This window comes from Streptomyces sp. S186 (assembly GCF_051603415.1).
Taxonomy (GTDB): Bacteria; Actinomycetota; Actinomycetes; order Streptomycetales; family Streptomycetaceae; genus Streptomyces.
In genome coordinates this window covers 6,008,288-6,034,432 of record NZ_CP193932.1, presented here as the reverse complement: position 1 = coordinate 6,034,432, position 26,145 = coordinate 6,008,288, and the positions used below count along the sequence as shown (strand labels likewise).

23 protein-coding genes and 1 pseudogene are annotated in these 26,145 nt (G+C 73.3%); 13 read left to right on the top strand and 11 right to left on the bottom strand.

Annotation, left to right across the window (positions count from 1 at the left end; translation table 11 throughout):
• The first annotated feature begins 158 nt into the window (after positions 1-158).
• Positions 159-1,652, top strand: coding sequence for a hypothetical protein (locus ACRAS8_RS25950; RefSeq protein ID WP_438488408.1), 1,494 nt, complete (start codon positions 159-161; stop codon positions 1,650-1,652).
• A gap of 93 nt (positions 1,653-1,745) precedes the next feature.
• Here the strand turns inward: ACRAS8_RS25950 and erpA are convergent, their stop codons facing one another.
• Positions 1,746-2,099, bottom strand: a complete 354-nt coding sequence (erpA, locus tag ACRAS8_RS25945; protein ID WP_018539634.1) for an iron-sulfur cluster insertion protein ErpA — start codon at positions 2,097-2,099, stop codon at positions 1,746-1,748.
• A gap of 339 nt (positions 2,100-2,438) precedes the next feature.
• Between erpA and nadA the strand changes: the two genes are divergently transcribed.
• Positions 2,439-3,617, top strand: a complete 1,179-nt coding sequence (gene nadA, locus ACRAS8_RS25940) for a quinolinate synthase NadA (RefSeq protein ID WP_438488407.1) — start codon at positions 2,439-2,441, stop codon at positions 3,615-3,617.
• Between the two features lie 16 nt (positions 3,618-3,633).
• On the opposite strand, the gene ACRAS8_RS25935 is transcribed toward nadA, so the two are convergent.
• Positions 3,634-3,966, bottom strand: a complete 333-nt coding sequence (locus ACRAS8_RS25935) for a hypothetical protein (protein ID WP_438488406.1) — start codon at positions 3,964-3,966, stop codon at positions 3,634-3,636.
• Between the two features lie 141 nt (positions 3,967-4,107).
• On the opposite strand from ACRAS8_RS25935, the gene ACRAS8_RS25930 reads away from it, so the two are divergent.
• Together ACRAS8_RS25930 and ACRAS8_RS25925 are read left to right on the top strand one after the other, a co-directional pair.
• The gene (locus tag ACRAS8_RS25930; RefSeq protein WP_438488405.1) at positions 4,108-4,953 is read left to right on the top strand and encodes a helix-turn-helix domain-containing protein; all 846 of its coding nucleotides are present in this window, start codon (positions 4,108-4,110) and stop codon (positions 4,951-4,953) included.
• On the top strand, positions 4,932-5,129 hold the full coding sequence (locus ACRAS8_RS25925) for a DUF397 domain-containing protein (protein ID WP_438488404.1): 198 nt from the start codon (positions 4,932-4,934) through the stop codon (positions 5,127-5,129). The genes ACRAS8_RS25930 and ACRAS8_RS25925 overlap by 22 nt, the downstream gene beginning before the upstream one ends.
• On the opposite strand, the gene ACRAS8_RS25920 is transcribed toward ACRAS8_RS25925, so the two are convergent.
• Positions 5,119-7,275, bottom strand: coding sequence for an NACHT domain-containing protein (locus ACRAS8_RS25920; RefSeq protein ID WP_438488403.1), 2,157 nt, complete (start codon positions 7,273-7,275; stop codon positions 5,119-5,121). The two genes, ACRAS8_RS25925 and ACRAS8_RS25920, sit on opposite strands and share 11 nt — an antisense overlap.
• Positions 7,272-8,369, bottom strand: a complete 1,098-nt coding sequence (locus ACRAS8_RS25915) for an alpha/beta hydrolase (RefSeq protein ID WP_438488402.1) — start codon at positions 8,367-8,369, stop codon at positions 7,272-7,274. The genes ACRAS8_RS25920 and ACRAS8_RS25915 overlap by 4 nt, the downstream gene beginning before the upstream one ends.
• Positions 8,370-8,778: 409 nt before the next feature.
• Here ACRAS8_RS25915 and ACRAS8_RS25910 point away from each other — a divergent pair, with 409 nt between their 5' ends.
• Positions 8,779-9,651, top strand: coding sequence for a 4Fe-4S domain-containing protein (locus tag ACRAS8_RS25910; RefSeq protein WP_438488401.1), 873 nt, complete (start codon positions 8,779-8,781; stop codon positions 9,649-9,651).
• Positions 9,652-9,688: 37 nt separating this feature from the next.
• Here ACRAS8_RS25910 and ACRAS8_RS25905 read toward each other — a convergent pair whose 3' ends face one another.
• The 6 genes from ACRAS8_RS25905 to ACRAS8_RS25880 form a co-directional block, all read right to left on the bottom strand.
• On the bottom strand, positions 9,689-10,885 hold the full coding sequence (locus ACRAS8_RS25905) for a carboxylate-amine ligase (RefSeq protein WP_438488400.1): 1,197 nt from the start codon (positions 10,883-10,885) through the stop codon (positions 9,689-9,691).
• Positions 10,886-11,065: 180 nt separating this feature from the next.
• Entirely contained in the window at positions 11,066-14,248 is a 3,183-nt protein-coding gene (locus ACRAS8_RS25900) for an efflux RND transporter permease subunit (RefSeq protein ID WP_438488399.1), read from the bottom strand.
• A gap of 234 nt (positions 14,249-14,482) precedes the next feature.
• Positions 14,483-15,166 carry a response regulator gene (locus ACRAS8_RS25895; RefSeq protein WP_438488398.1) on the bottom strand — a complete coding sequence of 228 codons (684 nt, stop codon included), beginning with the start codon at positions 15,164-15,166 and terminating at the stop codon, positions 14,483-14,485.
• 16 nt (positions 15,167-15,182) lie between these two features.
• Positions 15,183-16,460 carry a sensor histidine kinase gene (locus ACRAS8_RS25890; protein WP_438490594.1) on the bottom strand — a complete coding sequence of 426 codons (1,278 nt, stop codon included), beginning with the start codon at positions 16,458-16,460 and terminating at the stop codon, positions 15,183-15,185.
• A 141-nt stretch (positions 16,461-16,601) separates the two neighbouring features.
• Positions 16,602-16,880, bottom strand: a complete 279-nt coding sequence (pspAA, locus tag ACRAS8_RS25885) for a PspA-associated protein PspAA (RefSeq protein ID WP_438488397.1) — start codon at positions 16,878-16,880, stop codon at positions 16,602-16,604.
• A gap of 73 nt (positions 16,881-16,953) precedes the next feature.
• Positions 16,954-17,754 carry a PspA/IM30 family protein gene (locus ACRAS8_RS25880; RefSeq protein ID WP_438488396.1) on the bottom strand — a complete coding sequence of 267 codons (801 nt, stop codon included), beginning with the start codon at positions 17,752-17,754 and terminating at the stop codon, positions 16,954-16,956.
• Positions 17,755-18,049: 295 nt separating this feature from the next.
• On the opposite strand from ACRAS8_RS25880, the gene ACRAS8_RS25875 reads away from it, so the two are divergent.
• The gene (locus ACRAS8_RS25875) at positions 18,050-18,646 is read left to right on the top strand and encodes a DUF3043 domain-containing protein (protein ID WP_438488395.1); all 597 of its coding nucleotides are present in this window, start codon (positions 18,050-18,052) and stop codon (positions 18,644-18,646) included.
• A gap of 60 nt (positions 18,647-18,706) precedes the next feature.
• On the opposite strand, the gene ACRAS8_RS25870 is transcribed toward ACRAS8_RS25875, so the two are convergent.
• Positions 18,707-18,919 carry a hypothetical protein gene (locus ACRAS8_RS25870; protein WP_438488394.1) on the bottom strand — a complete coding sequence of 71 codons (213 nt, stop codon included), beginning with the start codon at positions 18,917-18,919 and terminating at the stop codon, positions 18,707-18,709.
• A gap of 220 nt (positions 18,920-19,139) precedes the next feature.
• Here ACRAS8_RS25870 and ACRAS8_RS25865 point away from each other — a divergent pair, with 220 nt between their 5' ends.
• From ACRAS8_RS25865 to ACRAS8_RS25835, 7 genes and pseudogenes are all read left to right on the top strand, one after another.
• Positions 19,140-20,369: a bifunctional adenosylcobinamide kinase/adenosylcobinamide-phosphate guanylyltransferase gene (locus tag ACRAS8_RS25865; RefSeq protein ID WP_438488393.1), complete on the top strand. Its 1,230-nt coding sequence runs from the start codon at positions 19,140-19,142 to the stop codon at positions 20,367-20,369.
• A gap of 62 nt (positions 20,370-20,431) precedes the next feature.
• Positions 20,432-21,091: a class I SAM-dependent methyltransferase gene (locus tag ACRAS8_RS25860; protein ID WP_438488392.1), complete on the top strand. Its 660-nt coding sequence runs from the start codon at positions 20,432-20,434 to the stop codon at positions 21,089-21,091.
• A gap of 91 nt (positions 21,092-21,182) precedes the next feature.
• Entirely contained in the window at positions 21,183-22,229 is a 1,047-nt protein-coding gene (gene cobT, locus ACRAS8_RS25855; RefSeq protein WP_438488391.1) for a nicotinate-nucleotide--dimethylbenzimidazole phosphoribosyltransferase, read from the top strand.
• 161 nt (positions 22,230-22,390) lie between these two features.
• Positions 22,391-22,750 (top strand): annotated as a pseudogene (locus ACRAS8_RS25850) (phosphatidylglycerol lysyltransferase domain-containing protein); the annotation flags it as partial.
• Between the two features lie 2 nt (positions 22,751-22,752).
• On the top strand, positions 22,753-23,481 hold the full coding sequence (locus ACRAS8_RS25845) for a hypothetical protein (RefSeq protein ID WP_438488390.1): 729 nt from the start codon (positions 22,753-22,755) through the stop codon (positions 23,479-23,481).
• Positions 23,482-23,529: 48 nt separating this feature from the next.
• Positions 23,530-24,330, top strand: a complete 801-nt coding sequence (locus tag ACRAS8_RS25840) for an adenosylcobinamide-GDP ribazoletransferase (protein ID WP_438488389.1) — start codon at positions 23,530-23,532, stop codon at positions 24,328-24,330.
• A gap of 190 nt (positions 24,331-24,520) precedes the next feature.
• A complete protein-coding gene (locus ACRAS8_RS25835) occupies positions 24,521-26,062 on the top strand; it encodes a leucyl aminopeptidase (protein WP_438488388.1) in 1,542 nt (513 codons plus the stop codon).
• Positions 26,063-26,145 lie beyond the last annotated feature (83 nt).

The window sequence follows — 26,145 nt, the reverse complement described above, 5'->3', positions numbered from 1 at the left end:
CGGGCGGCCCGGCCTGTGGGCGCCGTCACAGACCGTGCGGGCGGCGCGGCGGGCGGCGCGGGGGCAACCGGGGAACCGTACGCGCCCCGGTTCCGTCCCATCGGCGTCCACCCGGCCGGGTGGCACGTCAGACGACCGGCGGAGCTGAAGGAGCAAGCGTGAGCACCGAGGACACCCCGGAGACGCAGGACACCTCCCAGGCCGCCCGGACCGGACGGCGCGGGCGGCGCACCCCCCTGGTGATCGCGTCGGTGGCCGGCGCGGTGCTGGTGGCCGGGGGCGGCGCGGCCTACTGGGCCTCGTCGGCGTCGGGCGGCGCCGGCCCGGCCGGTCCGGCCGACGGCGGCCCCCCGCCGCTGGTGCTGGACTCGGCGTCGATCGCGGTCGGCGAGCCCGCCCCGCGGCACGATCATTACCGCGTGGTGGGCACGCTTCCCGAGGGCCCGCGGTCCGCCCCCGTCTACCGGCCCGCGGGCGGAATCGACCAGTCCGCCGTGGAACGACTGGCGAAGGCCCTGGACGTGGCCGGAACCGTGCGGTCGGACGGCAACTGGTGGACGGTCGGCACGCCGGGTCCTGACGGGCGCGGCACCACGCTGCGGGTCGCCAAGTCCGGCGCGGGGAACTGGGTGTTCAGCCGGTACGGCGGCGGGGACGGGACCAAGTGCCCGCTGGTGGACGAGCGGCCGGGCTGCCCCTCGTACCGCGGCGGGACGGATGGCGGGACGGATGGCGGGGCAGGTGCGGGCGCGGACGCCGGCAGCGGTCCGGCGTCCGAGGCGAAGGCCCGGCAGGCGGTCCGGCCGGTGCTGGCGGCGCTCGGCCAGCCGGGCGCCCGGCTCGACACGCACCAGACGTACGCCGCGGTGCGGGTGGTGACCGCGGACCCGGTGATCGGCGGGCTGCCCACCTACGGCTGGCAGAGCCGGCTCCAGGTCGGCTCGGACGGGCAACTGGTCGGCGGCAGCGGGGAGTTGGCACAACCGGTCAAGGGCGCGACCTACCCCGTCCAGGACGCCCGGACGACGCTGAACGCGCTGGGCGGCGACGGCCGGACGATGCGGCCGCCGGCCCACTGCCCCTCCGTGCCCACCTTCCAGCACAAGGAGGGCAAGGCCCCGCAGGGCGGCGGGATCGCACCCTGCGAGCCGCCGCCGACCGGCCGGCAGCCTGAGTCCGAGGTGACCGGCGCGGTCTTCGGGCTCGCCGCGCGGTACTCGCAGGGCGGGGAGGTGCTGGTGCCGTCCTGGCTCTACACGGTGCGCACGGCGGGCGCCGGGGGCGCGCAGGGCGCCACCTCGACGATTGCCGGGACCGCGGTGGACCCGAAGTACCTGCGCGGCAGCGAGCCGCCGGCGCCGAAGCCGTCCGCGCCCGGGACGACGGCGATGGCGCTGTCCGGCTACACGGTGGGCGACGGCGGCCGGACGCTGACCGTCCACTTCTGGGGCGGGGTGTGCAGCACCTACGAGGCGAGCGTCCGGGAGTCGGCCGACACCGTGCGGGTCTCGGTCACCGGCAAGGAGAAACACCCCGGGCAGATCTGCGTGAAGATCGCCAAGGACTTCAGCAAGACGGTGACGCTGGAGAAGCCGCTGGACGGCCGGAAGGTCGTGGACGGCACGTCCGGCAAGGCGGTGCCGCTGCGGTGACGGCCTGAGGCCCCGCGGCGGACGACGACGAGGGCGGCGCTCCCCGGTGGGGGCGCCGCCCTCGCGCGTCGTGACCCGTGGGCCCGAGGCCGATCAGCTGAAGGAGTCGCCGCAGGCGCAGGAGCCCGTGGCGTTCGGGTTGTCGATCGTGAAGCCCTGCTTCTCGATGGTGTCGACGAAGTCGATGGAGGCGCCGCCCAGGTAGGGAGCGCTCATCCGGTCGGTGACGACCTTGACGCCGTCGAACTCCTTGACGACATCGCCGTCGAGCGAGCGCTCGTCGAAGAAAAGCTGGTAGCGCAGGCCGGAGCAGCCGCCGGGCTGGACCGCCACCCGCAGCGCGAGATCGTCCCGGCCCTCCTGCTCCAGCAGGCTCTTGACCTTCGACGCGGCCGCGTCGGACAGGATGATGCCGTCGGTGACGGTGGTCTCGTCCTGAACGCTCATCTACATCTCTCCCGGGTTGTACGGACCGCTTGCCATCGGTTGCGAACAGCTTCAACCGGCGGCGTCCCGGATTAATTCCGGCTGCGCGTGATCTGTCCTTGCTCTTTCTTCATGCTCGCACACCGGCCGCCGGACACCGCCGGCCGCCGGTGCACACGGGTGCCCGCTCGTGCCGCGGGGCTGATGCGTCACATCGACACTATGGCCATCGTCAAAGTGACGTGAAGGAGCTATGATAGATAGCGTCAAATAGACGAAAAGGCGGTGCCGCAGCGCACCCCGCCGTCTTCGCAGAGACCGTCCGCAAGGACTTTCCGCAGAGAAGAGAGGGTGCGTGTCGTGACCACCGCCCAGCCCCTGGACGTCCAGCCGACCCCGCTGGCGCTGCTCCTCCTCGGCCGCGAGGCCGACCCCAGGAGCGAGCGCGGCGTGGAGTGCCCCGGTGACCTGCCGGCGCCCTCCGACCCGGACCTGGTCGAGCGCGCCCGCGCCGCCAAGGCGAAGCTGGGCGACAGGGTCTTCGTCCTGGGGCACCACTACCAGCGCGATGAGGTCATCGAGTTCGCGGACGTCACCGGTGACTCCTTCAAGCTCGCGCGGGACGCCGCGGCCCGGCCGGACGCCGAGTACATCGTCTTCTGCGGTGTGCACTTCATGGCCGAGTCGGCCGACATCCTCACCGGCGACGACCAGCAGGTCATCCTCCCCGACCTGGCCGCGGGCTGCTCGATGGCCGACATGGCCACCGCCGAGCAGGTCGCCGAGTGCTGGGACGTGCTCACCGAGGCCGGCATCGCGGAGTCCGTGGTTCCGGTCTCGTACATGAACTCGTCCGCCGACATCAAGGCGTTCACCGGCCGCCACGGCGGCACCATCTGCACCTCCTCCAACGCCAAGCGGGCGCTGGAGTGGGCCTTCCAGCAGGGCGAGCAGGTCCTGTTCCTCCCCGATCAGCACCTCGGCCGGAACACCGCCGTACGGGACCTGGGCATGTCCCTGGACGACTGCGTGGTCTACAACCCGCACAAGCCGAACGGCGGGCTGACGGCGGAGGAGCTGCGGGCCGCGAAGATGATCCTGTGGCGGGGCCACTGCTCGGTCCACGGCCGCTTCTCACTGGAGTCGGTCGAAGATGTCCGCGCCCGGATTCCCGGCGTGAACGTGCTGGTCCACCCCGAGTGCAAGCACGAGGTCGTGGCGGCGGCGGACCACGTCGGGTCGACCGAGTACATCATCAAGGCCCTGGAGGCGGCCCCGGCCGGCTCCAAGTGGGCCATCGGCACCGAGCTGAACCTCGTCCGCCGCCTGGCCAACCGCTTCGCGCCGGAGGGCAAGGAGATCGTCTTCCTCGACAAGACGGTCTGCTTCTGCTCGACGATGAACCGCATCGACCTGCCGCACCTGGTGTGGGCGCTGGAGTCGCTGGCGGACGGCAAGGTCGTCAACCGCATCCAGGTCGACAAGGAGACGGAACACTTCGCCAAGCTGGCACTGGAGCGGATGCTGGGCCTGCCGTAGGCAGGCGGGCAAGCGGTCACAAATAGAGCTGCCGACGGCAGGACGTGCAACGCGTCTTGCCGTCGGCGTTTTTGTCGATCTCGCCGTGATCGCAGGGCTCCGGCAGCCGGGCGCCCCGGCTGACCGCGACCCGCACGACGTCGCGCAGCGCCTCGCACAGCACGGCGTTCGGCACGGGCCTGTCCTCCAACAACTCCTCGGCGGCGTCGATCAGTTCGTCCTCGACCTCGTCGGCCAACCGGGACATCCGGCTGTTCGGATCGTCCGTCGACAGGTAGCACGGCGCCCCGTCCTGCCGCGCCCAGGGCAGCAGCCGAAACGGGCTTCCTTCGCCTGATGTTGGGAACATTTCTCTGTACCTGCCTCGTCTGGAGTTCGGATCCCGGCTGCGCTTACCGTCTGTATCGCCACAGTCGCCCTGTGGGATGTGGCCTGAACAGGCCCGCACCGTCCCCGCATTGAGCACGGGATGATTCGAAAGGCGGAGCACATGAAGTTCGCACCCAAGACCCTGACGCCGTATGTGTCGGCCCGGCACTACTTCGGTTCCGAGCAGCGGCGCCACCGCGAGATCGCCAAGCTGTCGCTCGTACAGCTGGCGGGCATTGTGAACTCCAGTAAGAGCAATCTGGCGCGCATCGAGACGGCGGAGCTGATGCCGCCGCCGGAACTCCCGTCCGCGCTGGACGCGGCGTTCGGCACGGGCGAGCACTTCCACGGGCTGTATCAGCTGGCGAAGCGGGAGGCGCATCCGGATCAGTACCGGCGATTCATGGACTTCGAGGCGCAGGCCGAGGTCATCGAGAACTACGAACCCCAGGTCGTCCCCGGCCCCTTGCAAACCCCGGAGTATGCCCGCGCATTGCTGCGTTGCCAGGAAGACCTGGCCGAGGAGCAGGTCGAAGAACGCGTTAACGCCCGCATTTCCCGTCAGGAACGTCAGCACGGCGACAATCCACCACTGCGCTGGGCAATCATCGACGAGTCGGTGCTCCGACGGCGGATCAGCAGCGCCAAGTGCATGCGCAATCAGCTGGCTTCACTGTTGGAGCAGGCGGATACTCGTGACAGTAAGGTTCAGGTGATGCCGTTCAACGCGGGTGGGCACTCCCTCATGAGCGGTGCGCTGACCTTGCTGACACTCCCAAACGGCTCCACGGTTGCCTACGAAGAAGGCATCGAGGTCGGCCACCTCTACGAGGATCCGCAGAGGGTGAAAAAGTGGCGACGTCAATACGAAGTGCTTCGAGCCAACGCCCTCTCGGTGGCCGACACAGTGAAGCTGATCCGAACCGCGATGGAGGACTACACGTCATGCGACACACCCCCGAGCTGAGCACCGCCCGTTGGCGAAAGAGCAGCTACAGCAACACCAACGGGGGCAACTGCGTCGAGATCAGTGAGGACTTCCCCGGCATCGTCCCCGTCCGCGACAGCAAGACCCCCGACGGCCCCGCGCTCGTCGTCCCCGTGCCTGCCTGGGCGGCGTTCGTTCAGACGCTCAAGGACTGAGCGGGGGCGCCCGGAAGGCGTCGGCGAGGTGATCCTGGAGCCGGGCGTGGCGGAACTGGTAGACCGTGCCGGCCTGGCGCAGCACGCCTCGCCGATGGGCGTCCTCCAGGAAGGCGCTCACCGCCCAGGGCAGCCGCCCCGTCAGCGGCAGCCAGATGCGGGACAGAGCCACCCATTGCCCCCAGGCGGTCAGGCTGAGCCCGTACGCCAGCCCGCCGCCCAGCCCGCCCACGACGGCGATCGCGATCCAGTCAATGATCCTGGCCCGCTGCGTCAGGCACAGGATCCCACCCGCGGCTCCGATGGCGAGCACGAGCACGAGCGACTGGAAGAGCACCGTCGTGCGGTTGGTGCTCAACTGCTCAGAGGGACTGACGGCGGTTTCGATGTCGATGGGGGCTTCGAACCCGGCCATGAGCGCGTACACGAGCCCGGCAGTGGGACCGAAGTAGAGCCCGCTGGTGAGCCCCGCCTGTAGCCCGCTGGTGAGCCACGCCAGGAAGCCGGACGGGAACCCCGGCACGAGTCCGCCCAGGGTGTTGGCCACGGCATAAGCCAGCACCACGAAGCCGAACACGCCCACGAATCCGACCACCAGCCTGGGGACGAACTTTCTGCGCATCTCCTTTGTGCCGCCGAGGAGCCGTACGCGGACGCGCGACGGCTCACATGCCGCGTCCCCGAATCTGAGCCCGTACACGAGCGCGAAGGCCAGCCCGGACGCGGACCCGAACGCGAGCCCGTTTTCCAGGCCGTTGATGAGGCCGTTCCAGAATCCTGGGTCATACCCGACGAGCCAGGTCATGACGCACATCAGAAGCCCGTCCAGGAGGCCGAAGACCAGACCGGTCAGGAGCCCGATCACGCGTATCCGCGACGAACGGCGAAGGGTGCTGCCCAGCTGCCACCAGGCGAGGTCGCGGGTGCCGAGCTGGTCCAGGTGCTGGGCGAGGTAGCCGAGCCGGTGTGGGATGCGTTCGCGGAGAGCGGGGGGCTGGTCTCGGTAGACCGTGGAGACGAAGTTGTCCAGGAGGTGCCTTTCGAGAGCGTCGGGGGTGCTGAACCGGTCGGTGTCCAGCAGTGCCGACGGGTCGCGGTCCGAGGTGTCGCTGTAGATGGTTCGGGCGAGCGCGACCATCAACGGAGTCGTCAGCACCGTGGAGAGCTGGATGCCGGCCGGGTGCAGAGGACGGTCGCGCAGGTGCTCCAGGACGGGGCTCCACACGGTCGCGCGGGTGGTGCGCGGCAGGTAGCTCTCCAGGTCGGCCGGGGAGAGGTCGGTCAGCTCGATGCAGGCGGCGGAGGCCAGGACGCGGGTGCGCGACACGGCGGCGGCGTATTCGGCGCGGCGGCTGGTCAGCAGCAGCGGCCTGGTGAAGTCGTTGAGCTTGTCCAGCGCGCCACGGTGCAGGTCGGCGGCGATCTCGTCGAACCCGTCCAGGACGGGCAGGATGCGGTTGTCGTGTACCAGCTCCGCAGCCAGTGTCGGTCCGTCGGGGCCGGGCTCCGCCAGGCCGGGATGGTCTCGCTCAAGTTGGCTGACCAGCCAGGCGCGCAGGGGGGTTGTGGCGGGGTTCCACGATCCGAGGCTGAAGATCACCGGCACGGCGGGGACGGCGGTGGTGGGAGATCCCAACAGGTCCAGCAGGAACCGTATGGTCAGGACCGACTTTCCCGACCCCGCCCGGCCCAGCACCACCAGCCGTCCGGACGGTATCCGCAGGTAGACGTCCACGATCTCGTCCAGCCGGCCGGCCAGGGCCAGCGGACGGGAGACGGCCCCGTCCTGGGAGCGCCGGATGTTGGACCAGTGGTCCGTCAGGTCATCGGGCGCCGGTTGCCAGCGGACCGGCAACGGAATCGGGTCCTGTGTCCTGCGCTGTTCTTCCTCGGCCAGCCACTGCTTGTGGACCGCCTTCGCGAGACGTTGGGCGGCATCGTCCAACGTCTCCTTGAGACTTGGGGGAGGCCGGCCCCCGATGTTCAGTTGGCGGATCGTCCTGGCCTGGATCAGCGAGCCGACCGTGCTGTCGCGCACCGTGTTGTGCGTCGTGTTGTGCGTCGAGCCCTCGCGCGGCGTCCGTCCCCCGCCGGACCGGAGACGGGGGACGATCTTGCCGAGGGCCGTCCTGACCGTGACGGTCACGGGTGCCGCAACCGCTTCATGATCAGCTTCACGAAGTCGTTCATGTCGGCCTGCAGGCAGGGGTCCTGGGCGTGCTTGCCGTTGCAGCCCCTGGCCCACGTGCTGCCGTCGCCGTAGTCGGCGAAGCGGTACGGGATGCCTGCCGCCTTGAGGTGGGCCGCGGTCGTCACGGCCGACTGGCGGTCGACCTTCTCGGCCACGGCCAGGACCGGGTTGTCCGTCAGATCGCCGCCGTTGCCGGCATACATCGCGACGCCCATGCCGCGCAGCGTTCCGACGTTCTGGGCGGCGCTCGCCTTGTTCCAGGCACCATCGAGCGGCCACACCGGCGGCCCGAAGATCGCGTCGGGCGCGGCGGTCGGCGTACCGATGTTCGGCAGGAGCTCGCTGCCGACAACGGCGGCGCGCAGCAGCGGATTCTGCAGGTCGAGGACGCCGGAGAAGCTGCCCACGTAGCTGAAGAGGCCCGGCCGGTCCTCGGCGTAGTGGAACGCGCCGAAGCCGCCCATCGAGTGGCCGGTGATCGCCCGGCCCTCCCTGGTCGGGATGGTCTTGAGGTTGGCGTCGACGAACGGGATCAGCTCGTCGAGATGGAACGACTCCCAGTTCTGGCGCCCCCGGGAGTCGGGGTGCACCCAGTTCGTGTACCAGCCGCGCGCGCCGCCGTTGGGCGTCACGGTGATCAGCGGGACGCCCTTGGTCGACCGCTCGGCGAGGGCCTGGTATCGGGAAGAGTTCGGGTACTCCGGGCTGCCGTGCAGGTCGTAGAGCACCGGGTAGCGGGTGCCGGCGGTGCCGTCGTACCCCTCCGGCAGGGTGACCATGACGACGTGCTCGCCGGAGACCTGGTCCTTCAGCACGTCGTAGACGGGTACCTGAGTGGACTTCACGGTGATGACGAACGTGCGCCTGTTTGCGTCCACCCACTTCGGCTGGCTGACCACGGTGAGGCCGAAGCCGTTTGCGAAGTGCGGTGGCGCGGTCACGGCATGCGCGGCGGGCGCGGCCGGTCCCAGCAGCATTCCGAACGTGGCGACAAGGCCGGTAAGTGTGGCGGCCCAGCCGCGTAACACGGCCCTGGAAAGGATCTTCATGTGATTCCCCCGTATTCGGCGTCGGACGACGCGACCTGGCTGCAGAGCTGTTGCAGAGCTGTGCTGTTGCAGAGCTTCAGATGGTGAAGCGATCGATCGACGGTTGTCAACACCCCCTATTCGCCGATGAGTTGACCTTGGCGTGACGGGAGTTGGCCTTGGGATGACGGTGGTGTGACCGAGCTCGGCTTGACCGCGGAGGCCCAGGTCAGTCCGTCCCGACCCACTGCCGGGACGGGCGGCATGCCGCGGACATGACATTGCGCCTGCCGTCTCACCGGGAGAGACACCGCGACCAGCAGAAACAAGGCCCGGGACCCCTTCCGCTTTCCGGGCCGGCCGCGGGAACCTCGTGGCCAGGGGATCCAACGGGCCCGGCAGGGCACGGAGTTGAGGAGGCGGCCACACCGTGAGCACCGACTGGTACGTGGATGACCGCTGCACCGACTGCGATGTGGCGCGGCAGCTCGCGCCGGGGCTGATCGAGCAGATCGGCGGCCGGTCCGAGGTGGTCCGGCAGCCGCGCGGGCCGGCGGAGGAACGGCTGCTGGCCGCCGCGGCGTTCGCCTGTCCGACCCGGTCGGTGCGGCGGACCGGCGGCCGGGTGGCGGCGGAGCTGGACCCGTTCCCGCTGCGGCTGGACGACGCGGTGAGCTTCTGCGGGCACAACTCGCGGCACACCGCCGGGGCCAACGCCTATCTGCTGCGGCGGCCGGACGGGACGCAGATGATGATCGACACCCCGCGGTTCGCCGAGGCGCTGGCCGCCCGCTACGAGGCGGCCGGGGCGGTGACCGACGTCCTGCTCACGCACCGGGACCACGCCGCGCACGGCCGCCGCTACGCCGACCGCTTCGGTGCCCGGCTGTGGATTCACGAGGGGGATCTGGCGGCGGCGCCGGACGCGGACCGGGTGCTGCGGGGCACCGGGCCCACGGACATCGCCCCGGGCGTGGTGGCGCATCCGCTGCCCGGCCACACCGAGGGCAGCGTGCTGTATGTCGCGGACGAGCGGTACTGCTTCAGCGGCGACAGCTTCTACTGGTCGCGGACGACCGGCGATGTCGAGGTGGCGGAGAGCGTCACCTGGTACTCCGTCACCGAGCTGGCCGCCTCACTGGCGCGGACGGTGGAGCGGCTCCGCTTCCGGTGGCTGCTGCCCGGGCACGGGGACCGCGCGCAGCTGCCGGAGGACGAAATGGCGCGGCGGATGCGGGAGTTGGCCGACCGCACCCGGGCGCTGCGGCCGCGGCCGGTGGACTTCACCGCGGTGCGGTGGTGAACGGGCGGTGCGGTGTTGAACGGGAGGCCCCGGCCGGTCAAGGCCGGGCGGGTGCGGTGTCCGCCTCCAGGTCCCGGGTCAGCAGGTCGACGACGTCCCGGAGGTCGCCGCGGCGCCGGTAGGCGGCGCGCTGCCGCTCCGCGCCGCCGCCGCGCTGCCGCAGGCGCTGCCACACCCACCGGACGAAGGGCAGTTCGCCGGCCTCCTCCAGGAGCGGGGCGGCCCGGCCGATGAGGCGGGCGGCGAGGTCCGCGGCGGGCCGCAGGCGGCCGGTGGCCAGGTCCAGGCCGGAGCCGGACAGGCCGTCGCGGGCGGCCCGCCAGTGGGCGGCCCGCAGCAGCGCGTCGTCGACCTCGGGGGCCGGCCGCCCGCGGCGGACGTCGGCCAGGAGGGCGCCGGTCAGCGCGCGGGTCAGGGAGGCGACGAGCAGGACGGTGTCCAGGTCCGCGTTGACGTCGGGGACGCGGACCTCCAGCGTCGGCCAGCGTTCGGAGGGGCGGGCGTACCAGTAGACGAGTTTGCGGTCGAGCAGCATGCCGGAGGCGACGAGCGTGTCGACGAAGGTGTCGTAGGCCGTCGCGTCCCGGAACAGCGGGGTGGGGCCGGCGTGCGGCCAACGACCGAAATGGAGCACGCGCCAGCCGGCGAATCCGCTGTCCCGGCCGTCCTGGAAGGGCGAGTTGGCGGCGAGCGCCTGGAGCGTCGGCAGCCAGGGCCGTAAGTGGTTGCAGAGCTGTACGGCCTCCTCGCGGTCCGGGACGGCTACATGGACATGACAGGCACAGACGCCGGTGTTGCGGTCGCCGACGACGAGCGGGGCGTAGTAGTCGGCCATCCGCCGGTAGCGCGCGTTGTCGGCGATCTCCGGTGGGCCGGGGAAGGGGATGACCGGCGTGCCGGACGCCACCACCCTGCAGTCGACCTCGGCTGCGGCGGCCACCAGGTCCGCGCGCAGCGCGCCGAGCTGCTGCCGCAGGTCCTCCAGGGTGGTGACGGGCGGGGTGCGGGTCTCGACCGTGGTGGTGAAGAGTTCGGCGCCGATGTGGTCGCGGAAGTCGGCGCGGGTGCGGGCGATGACGTCCGGGGCACGGGCGACGGTGGCCCGCGTGGCGCGGTCGGCGAGGAAGAACTCCTCCTCGACGCCGAGCGTCGGTAACGCTCCGGAGGAGGACCGCCCGTGCCCGGTGTCGGGGCGGGGCGTCGGGGCTCTCTTGCCTTCCGGCTCTAACAGCACGATGCGACAACCTTCCGGCCAGGAGCGGTCAACTCGCCGATACTGCGCGCCTGATGATAAGGCGGACGGCGGGCGACACGGGGGTGCGCGACGGTCGCCCGGGCACCGCAGCGGCGCGTTCCGGCCACCCCGCCCGCCGGGGCGCGCCGGGCGGGATGGCCGGCGCGCCCCGGGCGGGCGTCAGACGCCGGCCGGCTCCGGCGTGCGGTCGGTGTCGGCGGGGGCCGCGGGGCCGTCGTCCTTCCCGGCCCGCCGGGCCGCCTTCTTCGCCGCCCGGCGCTCCTTGCGGAGCTCGATGATCGCGTAGAGCGTCGGGACGAGGAGCAGGGTGAGCAGGGTCGAGGTGATCAGACCGCCGATCACGACCACGGCCAGCGGCTGGGAGATGAAGCCGCCGTCGCCGGTGACCGACAGGGCCATCGGCAGCAGCGCCATGATCGTGGCCAGCGCCGTCATCAGGATCGGGCGCAGCCGGTGCCGGCCGCCCTCGACGACCGCCTCGACCACGCCGTACCCCTTGGCCCGGTACTGGTTGATCAGGTCGATCAGGACGATGGCGTTGGTGACCACGATGCCGATCAGCATCAGCATGCCGATCATGGCGGGGACGCCCATCGGGGTGCCGGTGGCGACCAGCAGACCGAGCGCGCCGGTCGCCGCGAACGGGATCGAGATCAGCAGGATCAGCGGCTGGACGATCGAGCGGAAGGTGCCGACCAGGAGCAGGAAGACGATCGCGATGGCGGCCAGCATGGCGAGGCCGAGCTTGCCGAACGCGTCGGTCTGGTCCTGGGAGACGCCGCCGACGGTGGCGGTGGCGCCGGCCGGCAGCTTCAGCGACCTGATCTCGCTCTGCAGCTTGGCGGAGACCGCGCCGGTGTCGTCGCCGGTCGGCTTGGCGGTGATGGTCGCCGAGCGGGCGCCGTCGATCCGGGTCATCTGCACCGGTCCGGCCACGGTCCTGACGGTGGCGAGGTCGCCGAGCCGGGCCATGCCCGACGGGGTCGGCAGCGGCAGGTCCTTCAACTGGGCCTCGGTGGTGGCCGGGTGGGCCGACCTGATCACCACGTCGCGCTCGGTGTCGTCGAGCACGGCCTTGCCGCTGGGGGTGCCGTTGACGGCCTGGGCGACGGCCGCGCCGAGCGTGGCCTGGCTGTAACCGGCCGCGGCGGCCCTGTCGTTGGGCGTCACGGAGATCCGCGGCACGCTCTGCGCGAGGTCGCTCCGGACGTCGGTGACGTGGTCCAGGCCCGCGACGGCCGTGCGGACCTGCTCGCTGGCGCGCTTGAGCACGTCGGCGTCGCCGGCCTTGACCACCACGCTGAGGTTCTGGTTGCCGAAGCCGCCGCCGCCCGCGCTGACGGAGGTGTCGCCGGCGGCCGGGCCGAGCTTCGCCAGCTCGGCGCGGAGGTGCTCGGTGACCTTGTCGGAGTCGGCGGAGCTCTTCAACTTGACCTGGTAGCTCGCCTGGTTGGCGCCGGAGCCGCCGCCGAAGGCCGCCATCATCCCGGAGGAGCCGACGGTGACCTGGTAGTCCTGTACGTCCTTGTCGGCCGCGAGCACCTTCTCGACCCGCTTGGCCTGCGCGTCGGCCGCGCCCAGGCTGGTGCCCGGCTTCAGCTCCTGCTTGATGCTGAGGGTGTCCTGCTTTCCCTGGTCGAAGAAGGTGGTCTTCAGCAGCGGCGCCATCCCGAAGGTGCCGAGGAGGATCACCACGGCGATCAGCACGCTGAGCGCGCGGCGGCGGGTGGCGAACCGCAGCACCGGGACGTAGAGCCGCTGCAGCGCGCTGCGCGTCTCCTTCTCCTCGGCCGCGCGGCGCAGTTCCTCGGGGTCGGTGCCCGCGGGGATCTCCGGGGCGCGCAGGAACCAGTACGACAGCACCGGCACCACGGTCAGCGAGACCAGCAGCGAGGAGAGCAGGGCGACGGTGACGGTGATGGAGAAGGAGCCGAAGAGGGCGCCGACCATGCCGCCGACCACGCCGATCGGGAGGAAGACCGCGACGGTGGTCAGGGTCGAGGAGGTGATCGCGCCGGAGACCTCCTTGACGGCCTTGAGGATGGCCTCGCGGCGCTCCTCGCCGTAGCCCAGGTGCCGCTTGATGTTCTCCAGGACGACGATCGAGTCGTCCACGACCCGGCCGATCGCGATGGTCAGACCGCCCAGGGTGAGCATGTTCAGGGACAGGTCACCGGTCCACAGCACGATCAGGGTGAGGACCACGGACAGCGGGATGGAGACCGCGGTGACCAGCGTCGAGCGCAGGCTGAGCAGGAAGACCAGGATCACGACCACGGCCATGACCAGGCCCAGCAGGCCCTCGGTGGTCAGCGACTCGATGGACCTGGAGACCTGCGGGCCCTGGTCGGAGGCGATCGTGACGTGGGCGCCCCTGCCCAGGTCCTTGCGGATGCCGTCCAGCTTGCCCTTGACCGCGTCGGAGATGGCGACCGCGCTGCCGTCCTGGTTCATCGTCACGGTGACCGCGAGGCTGGGCCGGCCGTCGGTGCGGGTGAGCGAGGTCGGGGTGGCCGAGGTCTCCTTGACCGTGGCGACGTCGCCGAGCCGGACCGGCTTGCCGCCCCGGCCGCCTTGGCCGCCGCCCGCCGCGCCGGCCGCCGGGGTGACCATCAGGTCCTTGATCTGCTGGACGGAGGTGAAGCCGGCGCCGACCTGCACGGTCTTGCTGCGGCCGCCCTCGGCGAAGGCACCGGCCGGCACGGCGGTGCCCCCGGCCTGCAGCGCCTGCCCGAGCGCCGCGGAATTCAGACCCGCGGCGGCCAGCTTCGCCTCGTCCGGAGTGACCGCGACGATCCGGTCCTGCACGCCGCCGACGTTGACCTGGCCGACGCCGTCGATGTTCTTCAGGTCCGGGACGACGGTGCGGTTGAGCTGGTCGGCGAGGGTCTGCTGGTCCTTCGTCGTGGAGGACACGGCGAGGACGACGGTGGGCAGGTCGTCCGTGCCGCCGGAGACCACCTGCGGGTCCACGTCCTTGGGCAGCTTCGCCCGGGCCCGGTTGACGGCCTGCTGGACGTCGGCGACCAGGCGCTTGGAGTCATTGCCGTAGTCGAACTGCGCCATCAGCACGCCCGAACCCTCGCTCGACGTGGAGGTGACGCTCTTGATGCCGTCGACCGCCCGGACGCCGTTCTCCAGCGGCTCGATCACCTGCTTCTCGACGACGTCGGGCGAGGCGCCCTGGTACGGGGCGATCACGGAGACCATCGGCAGGTCGATGGAGGGCAGGAGCTGCTGCTTGAGCTGCGGGATCGCGATGGCGCCGAAGGCGATCGCGACGATCGACATCAGCGCTATCAGGCCCCGTTGTACGAGGCTGATACGGGACAGCCAGGACATGGGTGGGGGTCTCTCTTCTGTTCAGAAAAGCGGGTATCGAGGGCTGGGCACGCCGGCGGGAGCCGTGCCCGGCACCGGCGGCAGGGCCGACACCGGCCCACCTACACCCTCCGCCACGGCCCGGCCGGTTTTCCTCGCTCGCAGGTCGGTTTCCGGCCGCGGCCCGTACCGCGTCCGCAGTACGGCCGACTCCCCCCGCCCTGCACCCCTGGGCGTACGCTCCACTGCTCCCGCTCAGTGCGCCCGCGGGCGGACCAGTCCCGACTCGTAGGCGATGACGACCAGTTGGGCCCGGTCGCGGGCGCCGAGCTTGGCCATCGCGCGGTTGACATGCGTCTTGACGGTGAGCGGGCTGACGTCGAGCCGCTCGGCGATCTCGTCGTTGGACAGCCCGCCGGCGACCAGCACCAGCACCTCGCGCTCCCGGCCGGTGAGCGTGGCCAGCCGCTCGGCGCCGGCGCCGCCGGGCCCCTGGGCCGCGCCGTCGCCCTGCGCCAGGAACGTGGCGATCAGGCCCTTGGTGGCGGCGGGCGAGAGCAGCGCCTCACCGCCGTCGGCGATCCGGATCGCGTGCAGCAGCTCGTCCGGCTCGGCGCCCTTGCCCAGGAAGCCGCTGGCGCCGGCCCGCAGCGCCTGCACGACGTAGTCGTCGACCTCGAAGGTGGTGAGGATGACCACCTTGACGCCGGTCAGCTCCGGGTCCTGGCTGATCATGCGGGTGGCGGCCAGCCCGTCGGTGCCGGGCATCCGGATGTCCATCAGGACGACGTCCGGGCGCTCCCGGCGGGCGAGTTCGTACGCCTGCGCCCCGTCGGACGCCTCGCCCACCACCCGCATGTCCGGCTCGGAGTCGACAAGGATGCGGAACGCGCTGCGCAGCAGCGTCTGGTCGTCGGCCAGCAGCACCTTGATGGTCATCCCGTCGCCCTCACGCTCATGTCGTCCCGCCGGTGCGCGCGCCGGCCAGCGGCAGGGTGACCCGCACCTGGAAGCCGCCGGCCGCGCGGGGGCCGGTGACGACCGTGCCGCGCAGCGCCTGGACGCGCTCGCGCATCCCGATCAGACCATGGCCGCCGCCGGACGCCGGCACGGCCCCCTCCCCCGGGCCGTCCGCCGCCCGCGGTGCGGGGCCCCGGCCGTCGTCCTGGACGGTCACGGTCAGCGCGTCCTCGGTGCGCAGGATCCGCACCGTGGCGCGGGCGCCGTCGCCGGCGTGCTTGCGGACGTTGGTCAGCGCCTCCTGGACGACGCGGTAGGCGGTCAGGTCCACGGAGGCGGGCAGGGCCGGCTGCGGGCCGGGCGGCAGGTCCAGGGCGACCGGCAGGCCGGCCCGGACGAACCCGTCGACCAGCTGGTCCAGGACGCCGAGGCCGGGCGCCGGCTCGGTGGGCGCCGTCGGGTCGTCGGACTGGCGCAGCAGGCCGACCGTGGCGCGCAGCTCCTCCAGCGCCGAGCGGGACGCCTCGCGGACGTGCGCCAGGGCCTGTTTGGCCTGGTCGGGGCGGTTGTCCATGACGTGCGAGGCGACTCCGGCCTGGACGTTGACGAGGGCGATGTGGTGGGCGACCACGTCGTGCAGCTCGCGGGCGATGCGCAGCCGCTCCTCGGCGACCCGGCGGCGGGCCTCCTCCTCGCGGGTGCGCTCGGCGCGTTCGGCGCGTTCGCGGATGGCGTCGACGTAGGCGCGGCGGCTGCGGACCGCGTCGCCGGCGGCGGCCGCCATGCCCGTCCAGGCGAAGATCGCGAGGTTCTCCTGGGCGTACCAGGCGCGGTGCCCGAGGAGCATCGCGGCGGCGGTCAGCCCCACGCAGGTGAGTGCACCGATCCGCCAGGTGGTGGGCCGGTCGGTGCGGGAGGCCACGGTGAACAGGGCGAGCACCGCCGCGCCGGCGACCGGGGCACGCGGGTCGTCGGACCGGGCGGCCAGTTCGACGACGGTCAGCGCGCCGGTCACGGCCAGCACCGTGCGGGGCAGCCGCCGGCGCAGCACCAGCGCGCCGCAGGCGAGGGCGGCCAACACCACGGTGGTGGCGGTGAGTTCGCGGGCGCCGAAGCGGGGGAAGTGGGCGCCGTGCGGGCCGTGCGGGCCGGCCACCGCGCCGCAGAGGATCGCCACGAAGGCCACCACCGCCACGGCGGCGTCGAACGCGAGCTGGTGCGTCCGGTGCCACTGGCGGAGCCGGGCGACGCGGGTGACGTCCTGGGCGGCCACGTCACCGCGGCGCGCGGCGCGGGCGCTCGGGGCGGCGGTGGCTGACGGCGGGTTCACAGGGAGAAACGGTAACGCCCCGGTCCCCCAACGGGGCCGGGGCGCTGTCCGTAGTGCGCTGGGTGTGCGGGTGCGGTCGCGGGCTCAGCCCGGGATCAGACCGTCGTCGCTGAGCATCTCCCGGACCTCCTCCAGACTGGCGTCCGGGGAGGGCAGGATGAGTTCGGAGGGTTCCAGTGCGTCGTCCGGCAGCGGGGTGCCGAGGCGGCGGACGGAGTCCAGCAGCGCCCCCAGGGTGCGCCGGAATCCGGCTTCGTCACCGCTCTCCATCTCGTCGAGCAGTTCGTCGTCCAGCTTGTTGAGCTCGATGAAGTGGGCGTCGTCCAGCTTCACCTGCCCCTCCCCCATGATCCGTACGATCACGACGGTCTCCCTCGTTCAGGTCGGGCGGGGCCGCGGCGGCGGACCGCCGGCGCAGGCGGTCCGCCGCCGTCGGTCACTGCTTGTCGAGACGCGGGTGCTGCTGCTGCGGCGCCTGCTGGGCGGCGCCGCCCTGGCCGCTCTCCAGGGCCTGCTGCTGGGCGGACGGGCCGCCCGCCAGCTCGGCCTTCATCCGCTGCAGCTCCAGCTCGACGTCGCTGCCGCCGGAGAGCCGGTCCAGCTCGGCCGTGATGTCGTCCTTGGCCATGCCCGACGGGTCGTCCAGCGCGCCGGAGGCCATCAGCTCGTCGATGGCGCCGGCCCGGGCCTGCAGCTGCGCGGTGCGGTCCTCGGCCCGCTGGATGGCCAGGCCGACGTCGCCCATCTCCTCGGAGATGCCGGAGAACGCCTCGCCGATCCGGGTCTGCGCCTGGGCAGCCGTGTACGTGGCCTTGATCGTCTCCTTCTTCGTGCGGAAGGCGTCGACCTTGGCCTGGAGCCGCTGCGCCGCGAGCGTCAGCTTCTCCTCCTCGCCCTGGAGCGTCTGGTGCTGCGTCTCCAGGTCGGTGACCTGCTGCTGCAGCGCGCTGCGCCGGGTCAGCGCCTCGCGGGCCAGGTCCTCGCGGCCGAGCGCCAGCGCCTTGCGGCCCTGGTCCTCCAGCTTGGCGGACTGGCCCTGGAGCTGGTTGAGCTGCAGCTCCAGGCGCTTGCGGGAGGTCGCCACGTCGGCGACGCCGCGGCGTACCTTCTGCAGCAGTTCGAGCTGCTTCTGGTACGAGTAGTCGAGGGTCTCGCGCGGGTCTTCGGCCCGGTCAAGGGCCTTGTTGGCCTTCGCGCGGAAGATCATCCCCATCCGCTTCATGACACCATCGCTCATGGGCCTCGCGCGCCCCCTTCTGACCGACTTGCATCGGGCTTAGGCTCCAGCACATCTACAGACCCCACAGTACGGGCCCTGGTTCCATTACCGCACTGTTCGGGCCCGGATGCGCTCCTCCTCCAGGACGATCAGGCCGTCCGGCTTCTCCAGCCCAGGGAGTAGGGCGCCCCCGAGGTACCGCCGCACCGCCCGGTCTGTCCGCTTACGCCCCCACGGGAAGGCCGGTGCCGTTGTCGGATCGTTCCCCGTCGGCCGGTGGCTCATTCGCGGCGAGCACGTACTCTTGGGTGTTGTGTTCCGAAGCCGTTCGAAGGATGAGCAGGCCGCGGCCGCCAAGGTGACCGCGTCCCAGCCCCAGCAGCCCCGCGACCCGCAGGCCCCCAAGGGCCGCCCGACGCCCAAGCGCAGCGACGCCCAGTCGCAGCGCCGTACGCGTGCGCACACGCCGGCCAACCGCAAGGACGCCATGAAGGCGCAGCGGGAGGCCCGGCGCGCCGACCTGGCCCGCCAGCGCGAGGCGCTGGCCAACGGCGACGAGCGCTATCTGCCCGTGCGCGACAAGGGCCCGGTGCGCCGCTTCGCCCGGGACTACGTCGACTCCCGGTGGTGCGTGGCGGAGTTCTTCCTGCCGGTGGCCGTGATCATCCTGGTGCTGACCATGGTCCGGGTGCCGCAGATCCAGTCCCTCGCGCTGCTGCTGTGGCTGGTGATCATCGTGCTGATCGTGCTGGACTCGGTGCTGATCTGGTTCCGGCTGGGCAAGGTGCTCCAGCAGCGCTTCCCCAAGGAGAACCTCAAGGGCGCCCGCGCCTACGCGGTGATGCGCACGCTCCAGATGCGCCGGCTGCGGCTGCCCAAGCCGCAGGTCAAGCGGGGCCAGCGCCCCTGATCGCGAGCGGCTCGGGACGAGGGGGCCGGCCGCGCCGGCCCCCGTCGCTGCTGCTTGTGCTCATTCCTCGTCGGCGTGCAGGCTCATCGGTCCGGCGTAGATCTCGGTGCCCTCCTCGAACAGCCGGACCTGGTCGACGCCGCCGTCCAGCAGGTTGCGCCACTGCTCCCCGATCCAGGACTCGGCGTCCCCCTGGGTCGTGAACTCCTCCGGTTCCACGGTGGGCACCGCCTCCGAACCGTCCGCCTTCTCGAACCGCCACGTCCACACCATGTGCGCCTCCTGGAGTCCCACCGGGTCCGCCGGGTCCGCCGATCCCACCGCGTGCGCCGGATACCGCGCGCCGCGCCGTGCCTGCTGATCGTGCTTCCCCGCTTGATCGGAAGCCTAACGGCCGTGTCGAGGGGCGCCCCGCGCGCTCCGCGAGCCGGGCGGTGGTGGTCCGCGGGCGCCCCGCCGCGCCGCCGCGGGCCGGACGCGAGAGACTTCCCGGGTGGACCTGACTCTCCTCGGCACCGGCGCCCCGCTGGGGCTGCCGCGTCCCGACTGCCCGTGTGCCGCCTGCGCGACCGCCGTCGGCGACGAGGCGCGGGCGGCGACCGCCCTGCTCGTCGACGGCGCGCTGCTGCTCGACCTGACCCCGGGCCCGGCCTTCGCGGCGGCCCGCGCGGGCCGGTCGCTGGCCGGCGTACGGCAGGTCCTGCTCTCCCATCCGCACGACGGGCCGGCCCTGGAGGTGCCGGCCGGGCTGCCGCAGCCGGGCCGGGTGGCCGACGGGCGGGAGCTGGCGCTGCTGGACGGGCACCGGGTGCGGGCCGTGGCGGTGGACGTGCCCGGCACCGGCTACGAGATCACCGGCGGCGACGGTGAACGGCTGCTGTACCTGCCGCCGGGCGCGGCACCGGCCGGGCTCGACGAAGGCGGGAACGGCCCGTCCGCGGCGCCCCCGGGGCCGTACGACCTGGTGCTGCTGGACGTGCTGGCGCGGCCGGAGGCGCTGGCCCGGCTGCGGGCGAGCGGCGCGGTGGACGCGGCGACCGACGTGGTCGCGGTGCACCTGGACCACACCGTGCCGCCCGGGCCCGAACTCCACCGGCGGCTGGCGGCGCTGGGCGCCCGCGCGGTGGCGGACGGCAGCACGCTGGTGGTCGGCGAGTACCACGCGGTGCCCGATCTGCCGCGCCGCACGCTGGTGCTGGGCGGGGCGCGCAGCGGCAAGTCGGTGGAGGCCGAGCGGCGGCTGCTGGCGTTCCCCGAGGTGGTGTACGTGGCCACCGGCGGCACCCGGGAGGGCGACGAGGACTGGGCGCGGCGGGTGGCGCTGCACCGCGAGCGGCGCCCGGCGGGCTGGCGGACCGTCGAGACCTGCGAGCTGGTGCCGCTGCTGGCGGAGCCCGCGACCGCGCCGCCGCTGCTCGTCGACTGCCTGGCGCTGTGGCTGACGCACGCCATGGACGAGGCCGGGGCGTGGGACGACGCGACATGGGAGGCGGGCGGCCGGCGGGCGCTGCGGGAGCGCTGCGAGGCGCTGGTGGCGGCCGTGCGGGAGACCCGGCGGCGGGTGGTGGCGGTGAGCAACGAGGTCGGTTCGGGGGTGGTCCCGGCGACCCCGGCGGGCCGGCGCTTCCGGGACGAACTCGGGCGGCTGAACGCCGCGTTCGGCGCCGAGTGCGAGCAGTTGCTGCTGGTGGTCGCGGGCCAGGCGCTTGCGCTGCGCGGCTGACAGCGGCCCGGCGCGGACCGTGTCCGCTTGCCCGCGGGGACGCCGGCGGGTCCGCTGGGACCGTGACCGAACTTTCCCGGTATGGCGGGTGCGGCTCCTTCTTCCGGCGCCCCCGTCCGCGGCACGGTGCCTCCGGACGTCCCGGTCGGGGCGGCCCGGGCGCGCCCGGCGAGCTGAGCGCCCCCGCCGAGGCGGCCGTCCGCGGCTATCTGGCGCGCCGCCCGGATGCCACCGTGGTGGTCCTCGGCGAGGGCCTGGGGACCGGCTTCCGGCGGCTGGACAACGGGCGGCTGACCTGGCTTTCGGTGCTGCCGGACGGGGACGCGGCGGCCCGCCGGATGCTGCTGCCGGACGTCCCCCGGCGGCGCACCGTCGGCCGCCCGGCATCCGGGGCCGGCTGGCCCGCCCTGGTGGGCGCGGTGGAGCGCGGGGTGGTCGTGGCGGTGCCGGGGGCGCCCTCGGGGCTGCCGGCGGGCGCGGCACGGGAGCTGCTCGCGGTGTGCGCGGCGCGGTTCCCGGGCGGGGCGCTGGTCCTGGACGCGCTGCCCTGGCGGGCGGCGGTGGCCGTGTTCCTGACGGCCCGCCGCCACCGGGCCGTCGCCGCGGTGCGCGCCCGGCCCCTGGCGCCCCGCCGGCCGTCCGGCCCGTCCCGGCCGGGGCGGCGGCCGCCGTCGTGGACGGCGGTGTGCGAGGTGCGGTTCACCGCCGGGAGCAGCGCCTGACGGGACGTCAGCACAGCGGGGCGTGCCCCGGTTGCGGCGCCGCCCCCGGCGCGCGCCCCGCCGACGCGCCGTTGCCGGTAATCTGCGCCCAATGAGCGCCCTGAACCTCGATGACTTCGCCCAACTGATCGAGCGCCCGGACGGCGATCTGCGCCGCGCCGCCGAGGAGCGGCGGGCCCGGACGGCCGTGCCGCCCGGCGCGCTGGGGCGGCTGGACGACCTCGGCGGGTGGCTCGCCGCCGTCCAGCAGCAGGTGCCGGTGCGGCCCGTCGAGCGGCCGCGGGCGCTGCTGTTCGCGGGCGACCACGGCGTGGCGCGGCTGGGCGTCTCGGCCCGGCCGGCCGGCGGCACCTGCGACCTGGTGCGGGCCGTCCTGGACGGGGCGAGCCCGGCCGCGGTGCTGGCCCGCTCCGCCGGGGTGCCGGTGCGGGTGGTCGACATGGCGGTGGACTGCGACCCGGCGGAGCTGCCGGCGGAGGTCACCCGGCACCGCGTGCGCCGCGGCTCGGGGCGGATCGACGTCGAGGACGCGCTGACCGCCGAGGAGGCCGAGGCGGCGTTCCGGGCCGGTGTGGCGATCGCCGACGAGGAGGCGGACGCCGGCACCGACCTGGTCGTGCTGGGCGATCTGAGCGTGGGCGGCACCACCGCGGCGGGCGCCCTGATCGCCGCGCTGTGCGGGACGGACGCCTCGGTCGTCACCGGGCGCGGCGGCCGGCCGATCGACGACCTGGCCTGGATGCGCAAGTGTGCGGCGATCCGGGACGCGCTGCGCCGGGCCCGGCCGGTCCTCGGCGACCAGCTGGAGCTGCTGGCGACCGTCGGCGGCGCCGACCTGACCGCGGCCACCGGCTTCCTGCTGCAGTGCGCGGTCCGCCGCACCCCGGTGATCCTGGACGGTGTGGTGTCCGCGGCCTGTGCGCTGGTGGCGCAGCGGGTGGCGTTCCGGGCGCCGGACTGGTGGGTGGCCGGGCAGGCGAGCGGCGAACCGGCGCAGGCCAAGGCGCTGGACCGGATCGCGCTCAACCCGCTGCTCGACCACGGCGTCACAGCGGGCGAGGGAACCGGGGCACTGCTGGCGCTGCCGCTGGTACGGGCGGCGGCCGCCCTGGCGGCGGAGCTTCCGGTGCACGACTGACACCGGGCGGGCGCGCCCGCGCACCGCCCGCGACGGCACCCGGCCGGCCCGGCGACGGCTCCCCGTAGGATCGCTTTTTGCACGTTTTATCGGGAGACATCGCTTTGAGTCCGGAGGAAGACCTCCCCCACGGCCGGCGGGCGGGGCGCGGCGCCGCGTTCGGCGACCCCGCGGACGGCCGCCGCGTGAGGCGCGAACGCACCGGCGCCGAGGGAGAGTTGCGGGCCCTGCCGGGCTTCGCACCATGGGGCACCGAGGGGCAGTCACCGGAGCCGGTCCGGCGGGCGGAAGAGGCGCGGATCACTCGGCTCCCGCTCAACTTCGCGATCTTCCGCTCCGTCTTCGAACGGGGGTCGCGGCTCGGCGCGGGCCCGGCGCTGCGGTGGCGGCGCTCCCTGCTCGGCCTCTTCTCCCGGTGGTGGCACATCGAACCGCTCGCTCGCGCCCACGCGACATACCGACCCGTCCGGGAGCCCCGGTACCCGTTCTTCGAGAAGAGCGGCAAGCAGCTGGAGCGCGGCAGATGAGGGGCCCCGGCAGAGGGCCGGGGACGGCGTCCGCCATACGGGGCGCCGTACGTGCCGAGTGGGGCCGGCTGCTGTGGACGGTGTGGCCCGCGCTGGTGGCGCGCCGGCTGCGGGCGATCCCGCTGACCCTGGCCGCGGTGTGCCTGACGCTGGCCTTCCACTTCGTCCAGAAGCAGTCCTGGGGCTACCACGCCGTCCAGGACATCGGCTCCGTCCAGGCGTACGAGCACCTGTGGGTGGCGCTGCTGCGGACCCCGCTGTCGCTGTTCGTACCGGCCCTGGACCTGCCGGTGTGGGGCGCGCTGGCGCAGATCCTGGTGGTCTTCGGGATCGCCGAGATCTGCCTGGGCCGGTGGCAGACGCTGCTGGTCGCCTACGCGGCCACGCTCGCCGGCACGATGTACGCCCGGATCGGCCTGTGGATCGGCCCGGACAGCCCGATCGGACTGCCGGACTCCGACAAGTTCGTGGTCGACACCGGCCCGTCGGCGGCGGTGGTCGGCCTGGCGGTGGTCGTCTGCTGGCGCTACCGGGCCCGCTTCACCTGCGCCGCGGTGGTCGTGGCGATGGTCGTCGAGGTGGTGTTCATCAAGAACAACCTGGCGGGCAAGGAGCATGTCGCGGCGGTGCTGGTGGTGCTGGCGCTGTGCATGGCGTGGGACCGGTGGCGGCCGCTCAAGCCGTACGACGCCCAGTACACCCGGGGCCGGGACCGCCCCTGGTGATCCGCCCGGCCGGGCGGGCCGGCCCGCCTCCCCGGGTACCCTGCCGCGGTGACCGACACCGCCCCCTCCCCCGCCTCGCCCCTCGACGGGCTCCGCTTCGCGTTCGGCACGCTGACCGTGCTGCCGGTGCGGGTGACCCGCTGGGACCGGGCCGCGGCGCGCGGCGGGATGCTGTGCGCGCCGGTGGCCGGGCTGGTGGTCGGCCTGTGCGCGGCGGCGTTCGGCGGGGCGCTGCTGCTGCTCGGCGGCGGCCCGCTGCTGGCCGCGACCGGCAGCGCCGCGGTACCTGCGGTGCTCACCCGCGGCCTGCATCTGGACGGGCTCGCGGACACCGCCGACGGCCTGGGCAGCGGCAAGCCCGCCGAGGAGGCGCTGCGCATCATGAAGCGGTCCGACATCGGGCCGTTCGGCGTCATCACCCTGCTGTTCGCGCTGCTCGCCCAGGTGGCGGCGCTGTCCGGGCTGTACGCGGCGGGCTGGACGGCCGGCGCCGCCGGGGCGGTGGTGGCGGCGGTCACCGCCCGCGGCGCGCTGACCCTGACCTGCCGGGCCGGGGTGCCGGCGGCGCGGCCGGAGGGGCTGGGCGCGGCGGTCGCCGGGACCGTCCCGGTGCCGGCCGCGGCGGGCTGCGCGGCGCTGGTGGCGGCCGGCTGCGCGGCGTTCGGCGCGACCGCCGGCGGCCCGTACGGCGCGCTGCGCGCGGGGGCGGCCGCGCTGCTGGGGCTGGCCGGCGGGGAGTTGCTGCTGCGGCACTGCCGGCGGCGGTTCGGCGGGGTGACCGGCGATGTCTTCGGCGCCCTGGCGGAATGCGCCGGACTCACCGCGCTGGTCCTGCTCACTCTTGGCTGAACACCACCGGGCGGCGTCAAATCCCTTGCTTCGCGGGCGAGTTGCGGGGAACGTCCGAGGTTGGGCGACGCCCCGTCAGGCGCCGGTGCCATGACCGGCCGGGCCGGGCGGCGCCACCGAGCGTAGGCTCGGCCGCAGCAGCGCATACGCGCGAAACGGATTCCCCGGACGGAACAGGACCTTCATCACCGTGACTGCACTGACCCTCAGTACTTCTTCCGCCGCAACGGTGCGCGCGGATGCCGTCGTCGTCGGCGCGGCGAAGGGCGCCAAGGGCGTCGTGGTCGCCCCCGGCGCCGAGGCCGTGGACAAGGCGTTCGGCGGCAAGCTCGCCGCCGTGCTGGAGACCCTCGGCGCGAGTGGTGCCGAGGGCGAGGTGACCAAGCTTCCCGCGGCCGACGGCATCAAGGCACCGGTCGTGCTGGCGGTCGGCCTGGGCGACGCCCCGGCCAAGGGCGAGTCCTACGACCACGAGGCGCTGCGCCGCGCGGCGGGCAGCGCGGCCCGGGCGCTGGCCGGCGCCAAGAAGGCCGCCTTCGCGCTGCCGGTCGAGTACGCCGGGGCGGCCGCCGCGGTGGGCGAGGGCGCGCTGCTGGGCGCGTACACCTTCACCGCCTTCCGCGGCGACGCGAACGGCAAGGGCACCAAGGGCCGCAAGGCCGACGCCAAGTCGGCGCCGCTGGGCGAGGCCACCGTCCTCGGCGGCAAGCCGCGGGACAAGGAGTTCAAGGCCGCCGCGGCGCGCGCCCAGGTGCTGGCCGCGGAGATCAACCGCGCCCGCGACCTGATCAACACCCCGTCCAACGCGCTGGACCCCAAGCAGTTCGCGGCGCAGGCCCAGGCCGCCGCCAAGGAGTTCGGCCTGACCGTCGAGGTGCTGGACGAGAAGGCGCTCAAGAAGGGCGGCTACGGCGGCCTGATGGGCGTCGGCCAGGGCTCGGAGGCGCCGCCGCGGCTGGTGCGGATCGCGCACACGCACGCCGACGCGGAGCGGACGCTGGCGCTGGTCGGCAAGGGCATCACCTACGACTCCGGCGGCATCTCGCTGAAGCCGGCCGGCCACAACGAGACCATGAAGTGCGACATGAGCGGCGCCGCCGCGGTGTTCGCCGCGGTCGTGGCCGCCGCCCGGCTGGACCTCCCGGTGAACGTCACCGGCTGGCTGGCGCTCGCCGAGAACATGCCGTCCGGCGCCGCCACCCGCCCCGGCGACGTCCTGACCATGTACAGCGGCAAGACGGTCGAGGTGCTCAACACCGACGCCGAGGGCCGGCTGGTGCTGGCCGACGCGCTGACCCGGGCCTCGGAGGAGTCGCCGGACGCGATCGTGGACGTGGCGACGCTGACCGGCGCGATGGTGCTGGCCCTGGGCCACCGCCACTTCGGGATCATGGCCAACGACGACGCCTTCCGCACCTCGATCCACGAGATCGCCGAGGAGGTCGGCGAGGACTCCTGGCCGATGCCGATGCCCGGTCACCTCCGCAAGGGCATGGACTCCCCGGTCGCCGACCTCGCCAACATGGGCGAGCGGATGGGCGGCGGCCTGGTCGCCGGCCTCTTCCTGAAGGAGTTCGTGGGCGAGGGCATCCCCTGGGCCCACCTGGACATCGCCGGCCCGGCCTTCCACGAGGGCGCGCCCTGGGGCTACACCCCCAAGGGAGGCACCGGCTCCTCGGTCCGCACCCTGGTGCGGCTGGCCGAGCGGACCGCCGAGGGCGACCTGGGCTGATCCGGGCCCGGTCGGAGCCGCGGCACGGCCCCGGGCGGCGCCCGGGGCCGTCGTAGGCTCGCTCCCAACGCCCGCAACGTGTT

Excerpts from the sequence above, each read along its gene's own strand:
- erpA (WP_018539634.1), bottom strand. The coding sequence starts at position 2,099 with ATGAGCGTTCAGGACGAGACCACCGTCACCGACGGCATCATCCTGTCC.
- ACRAS8_RS25935 (WP_438488406.1), bottom strand. The coding sequence starts at position 3,966 with ATGTTCCCAACATCAGGCGAAGGAAGCCCGTTTCGGCTGCTGCCCTGG.
- ACRAS8_RS25930 (WP_438488405.1), top strand. The coding sequence starts at position 4,108 with ATGAAGTTCGCACCCAAGACCCTGACGCCGTATGTGTCGGCCCGGCAC.
- ACRAS8_RS25925 (WP_438488404.1), top strand. The coding sequence starts at position 4,932 with ATGCGACACACCCCCGAGCTGAGCACCGCCCGTTGGCGAAAGAGCAGC.
- ACRAS8_RS25915 (WP_438488402.1), bottom strand. The coding sequence starts at position 8,369 with ATGAAGATCCTTTCCAGGGCCGTGTTACGCGGCTGGGCCGCCACACTT.
- ACRAS8_RS25900 (WP_438488399.1), bottom strand. The coding sequence starts at position 14,248 with ATGTCCTGGCTGTCCCGTATCAGCCTCGTACAACGGGGCCTGATAGCG.
- ACRAS8_RS25895 (WP_438488398.1), bottom strand. The coding sequence starts at position 15,166 with ATGACCATCAAGGTGCTGCTGGCCGACGACCAGACGCTGCTGCGCAGC.
- ACRAS8_RS25880 (WP_438488396.1), bottom strand. The coding sequence starts at position 17,754 with ATGAGCGATGGTGTCATGAAGCGGATGGGGATGATCTTCCGCGCGAAG.
- ACRAS8_RS25870 (WP_438488394.1), bottom strand. The coding sequence starts at position 18,919 with ATGGTGTGGACGTGGCGGTTCGAGAAGGCGGACGGTTCGGAGGCGGTG.
- cobT (WP_438488391.1), top strand. The coding sequence starts at position 21,183 with ATGAGCGCCCTGAACCTCGATGACTTCGCCCAACTGATCGAGCGCCCG.
- ACRAS8_RS25845 (WP_438488390.1), top strand. The coding sequence starts at position 22,753 with ATGAGGGGCCCCGGCAGAGGGCCGGGGACGGCGTCCGCCATACGGGGC.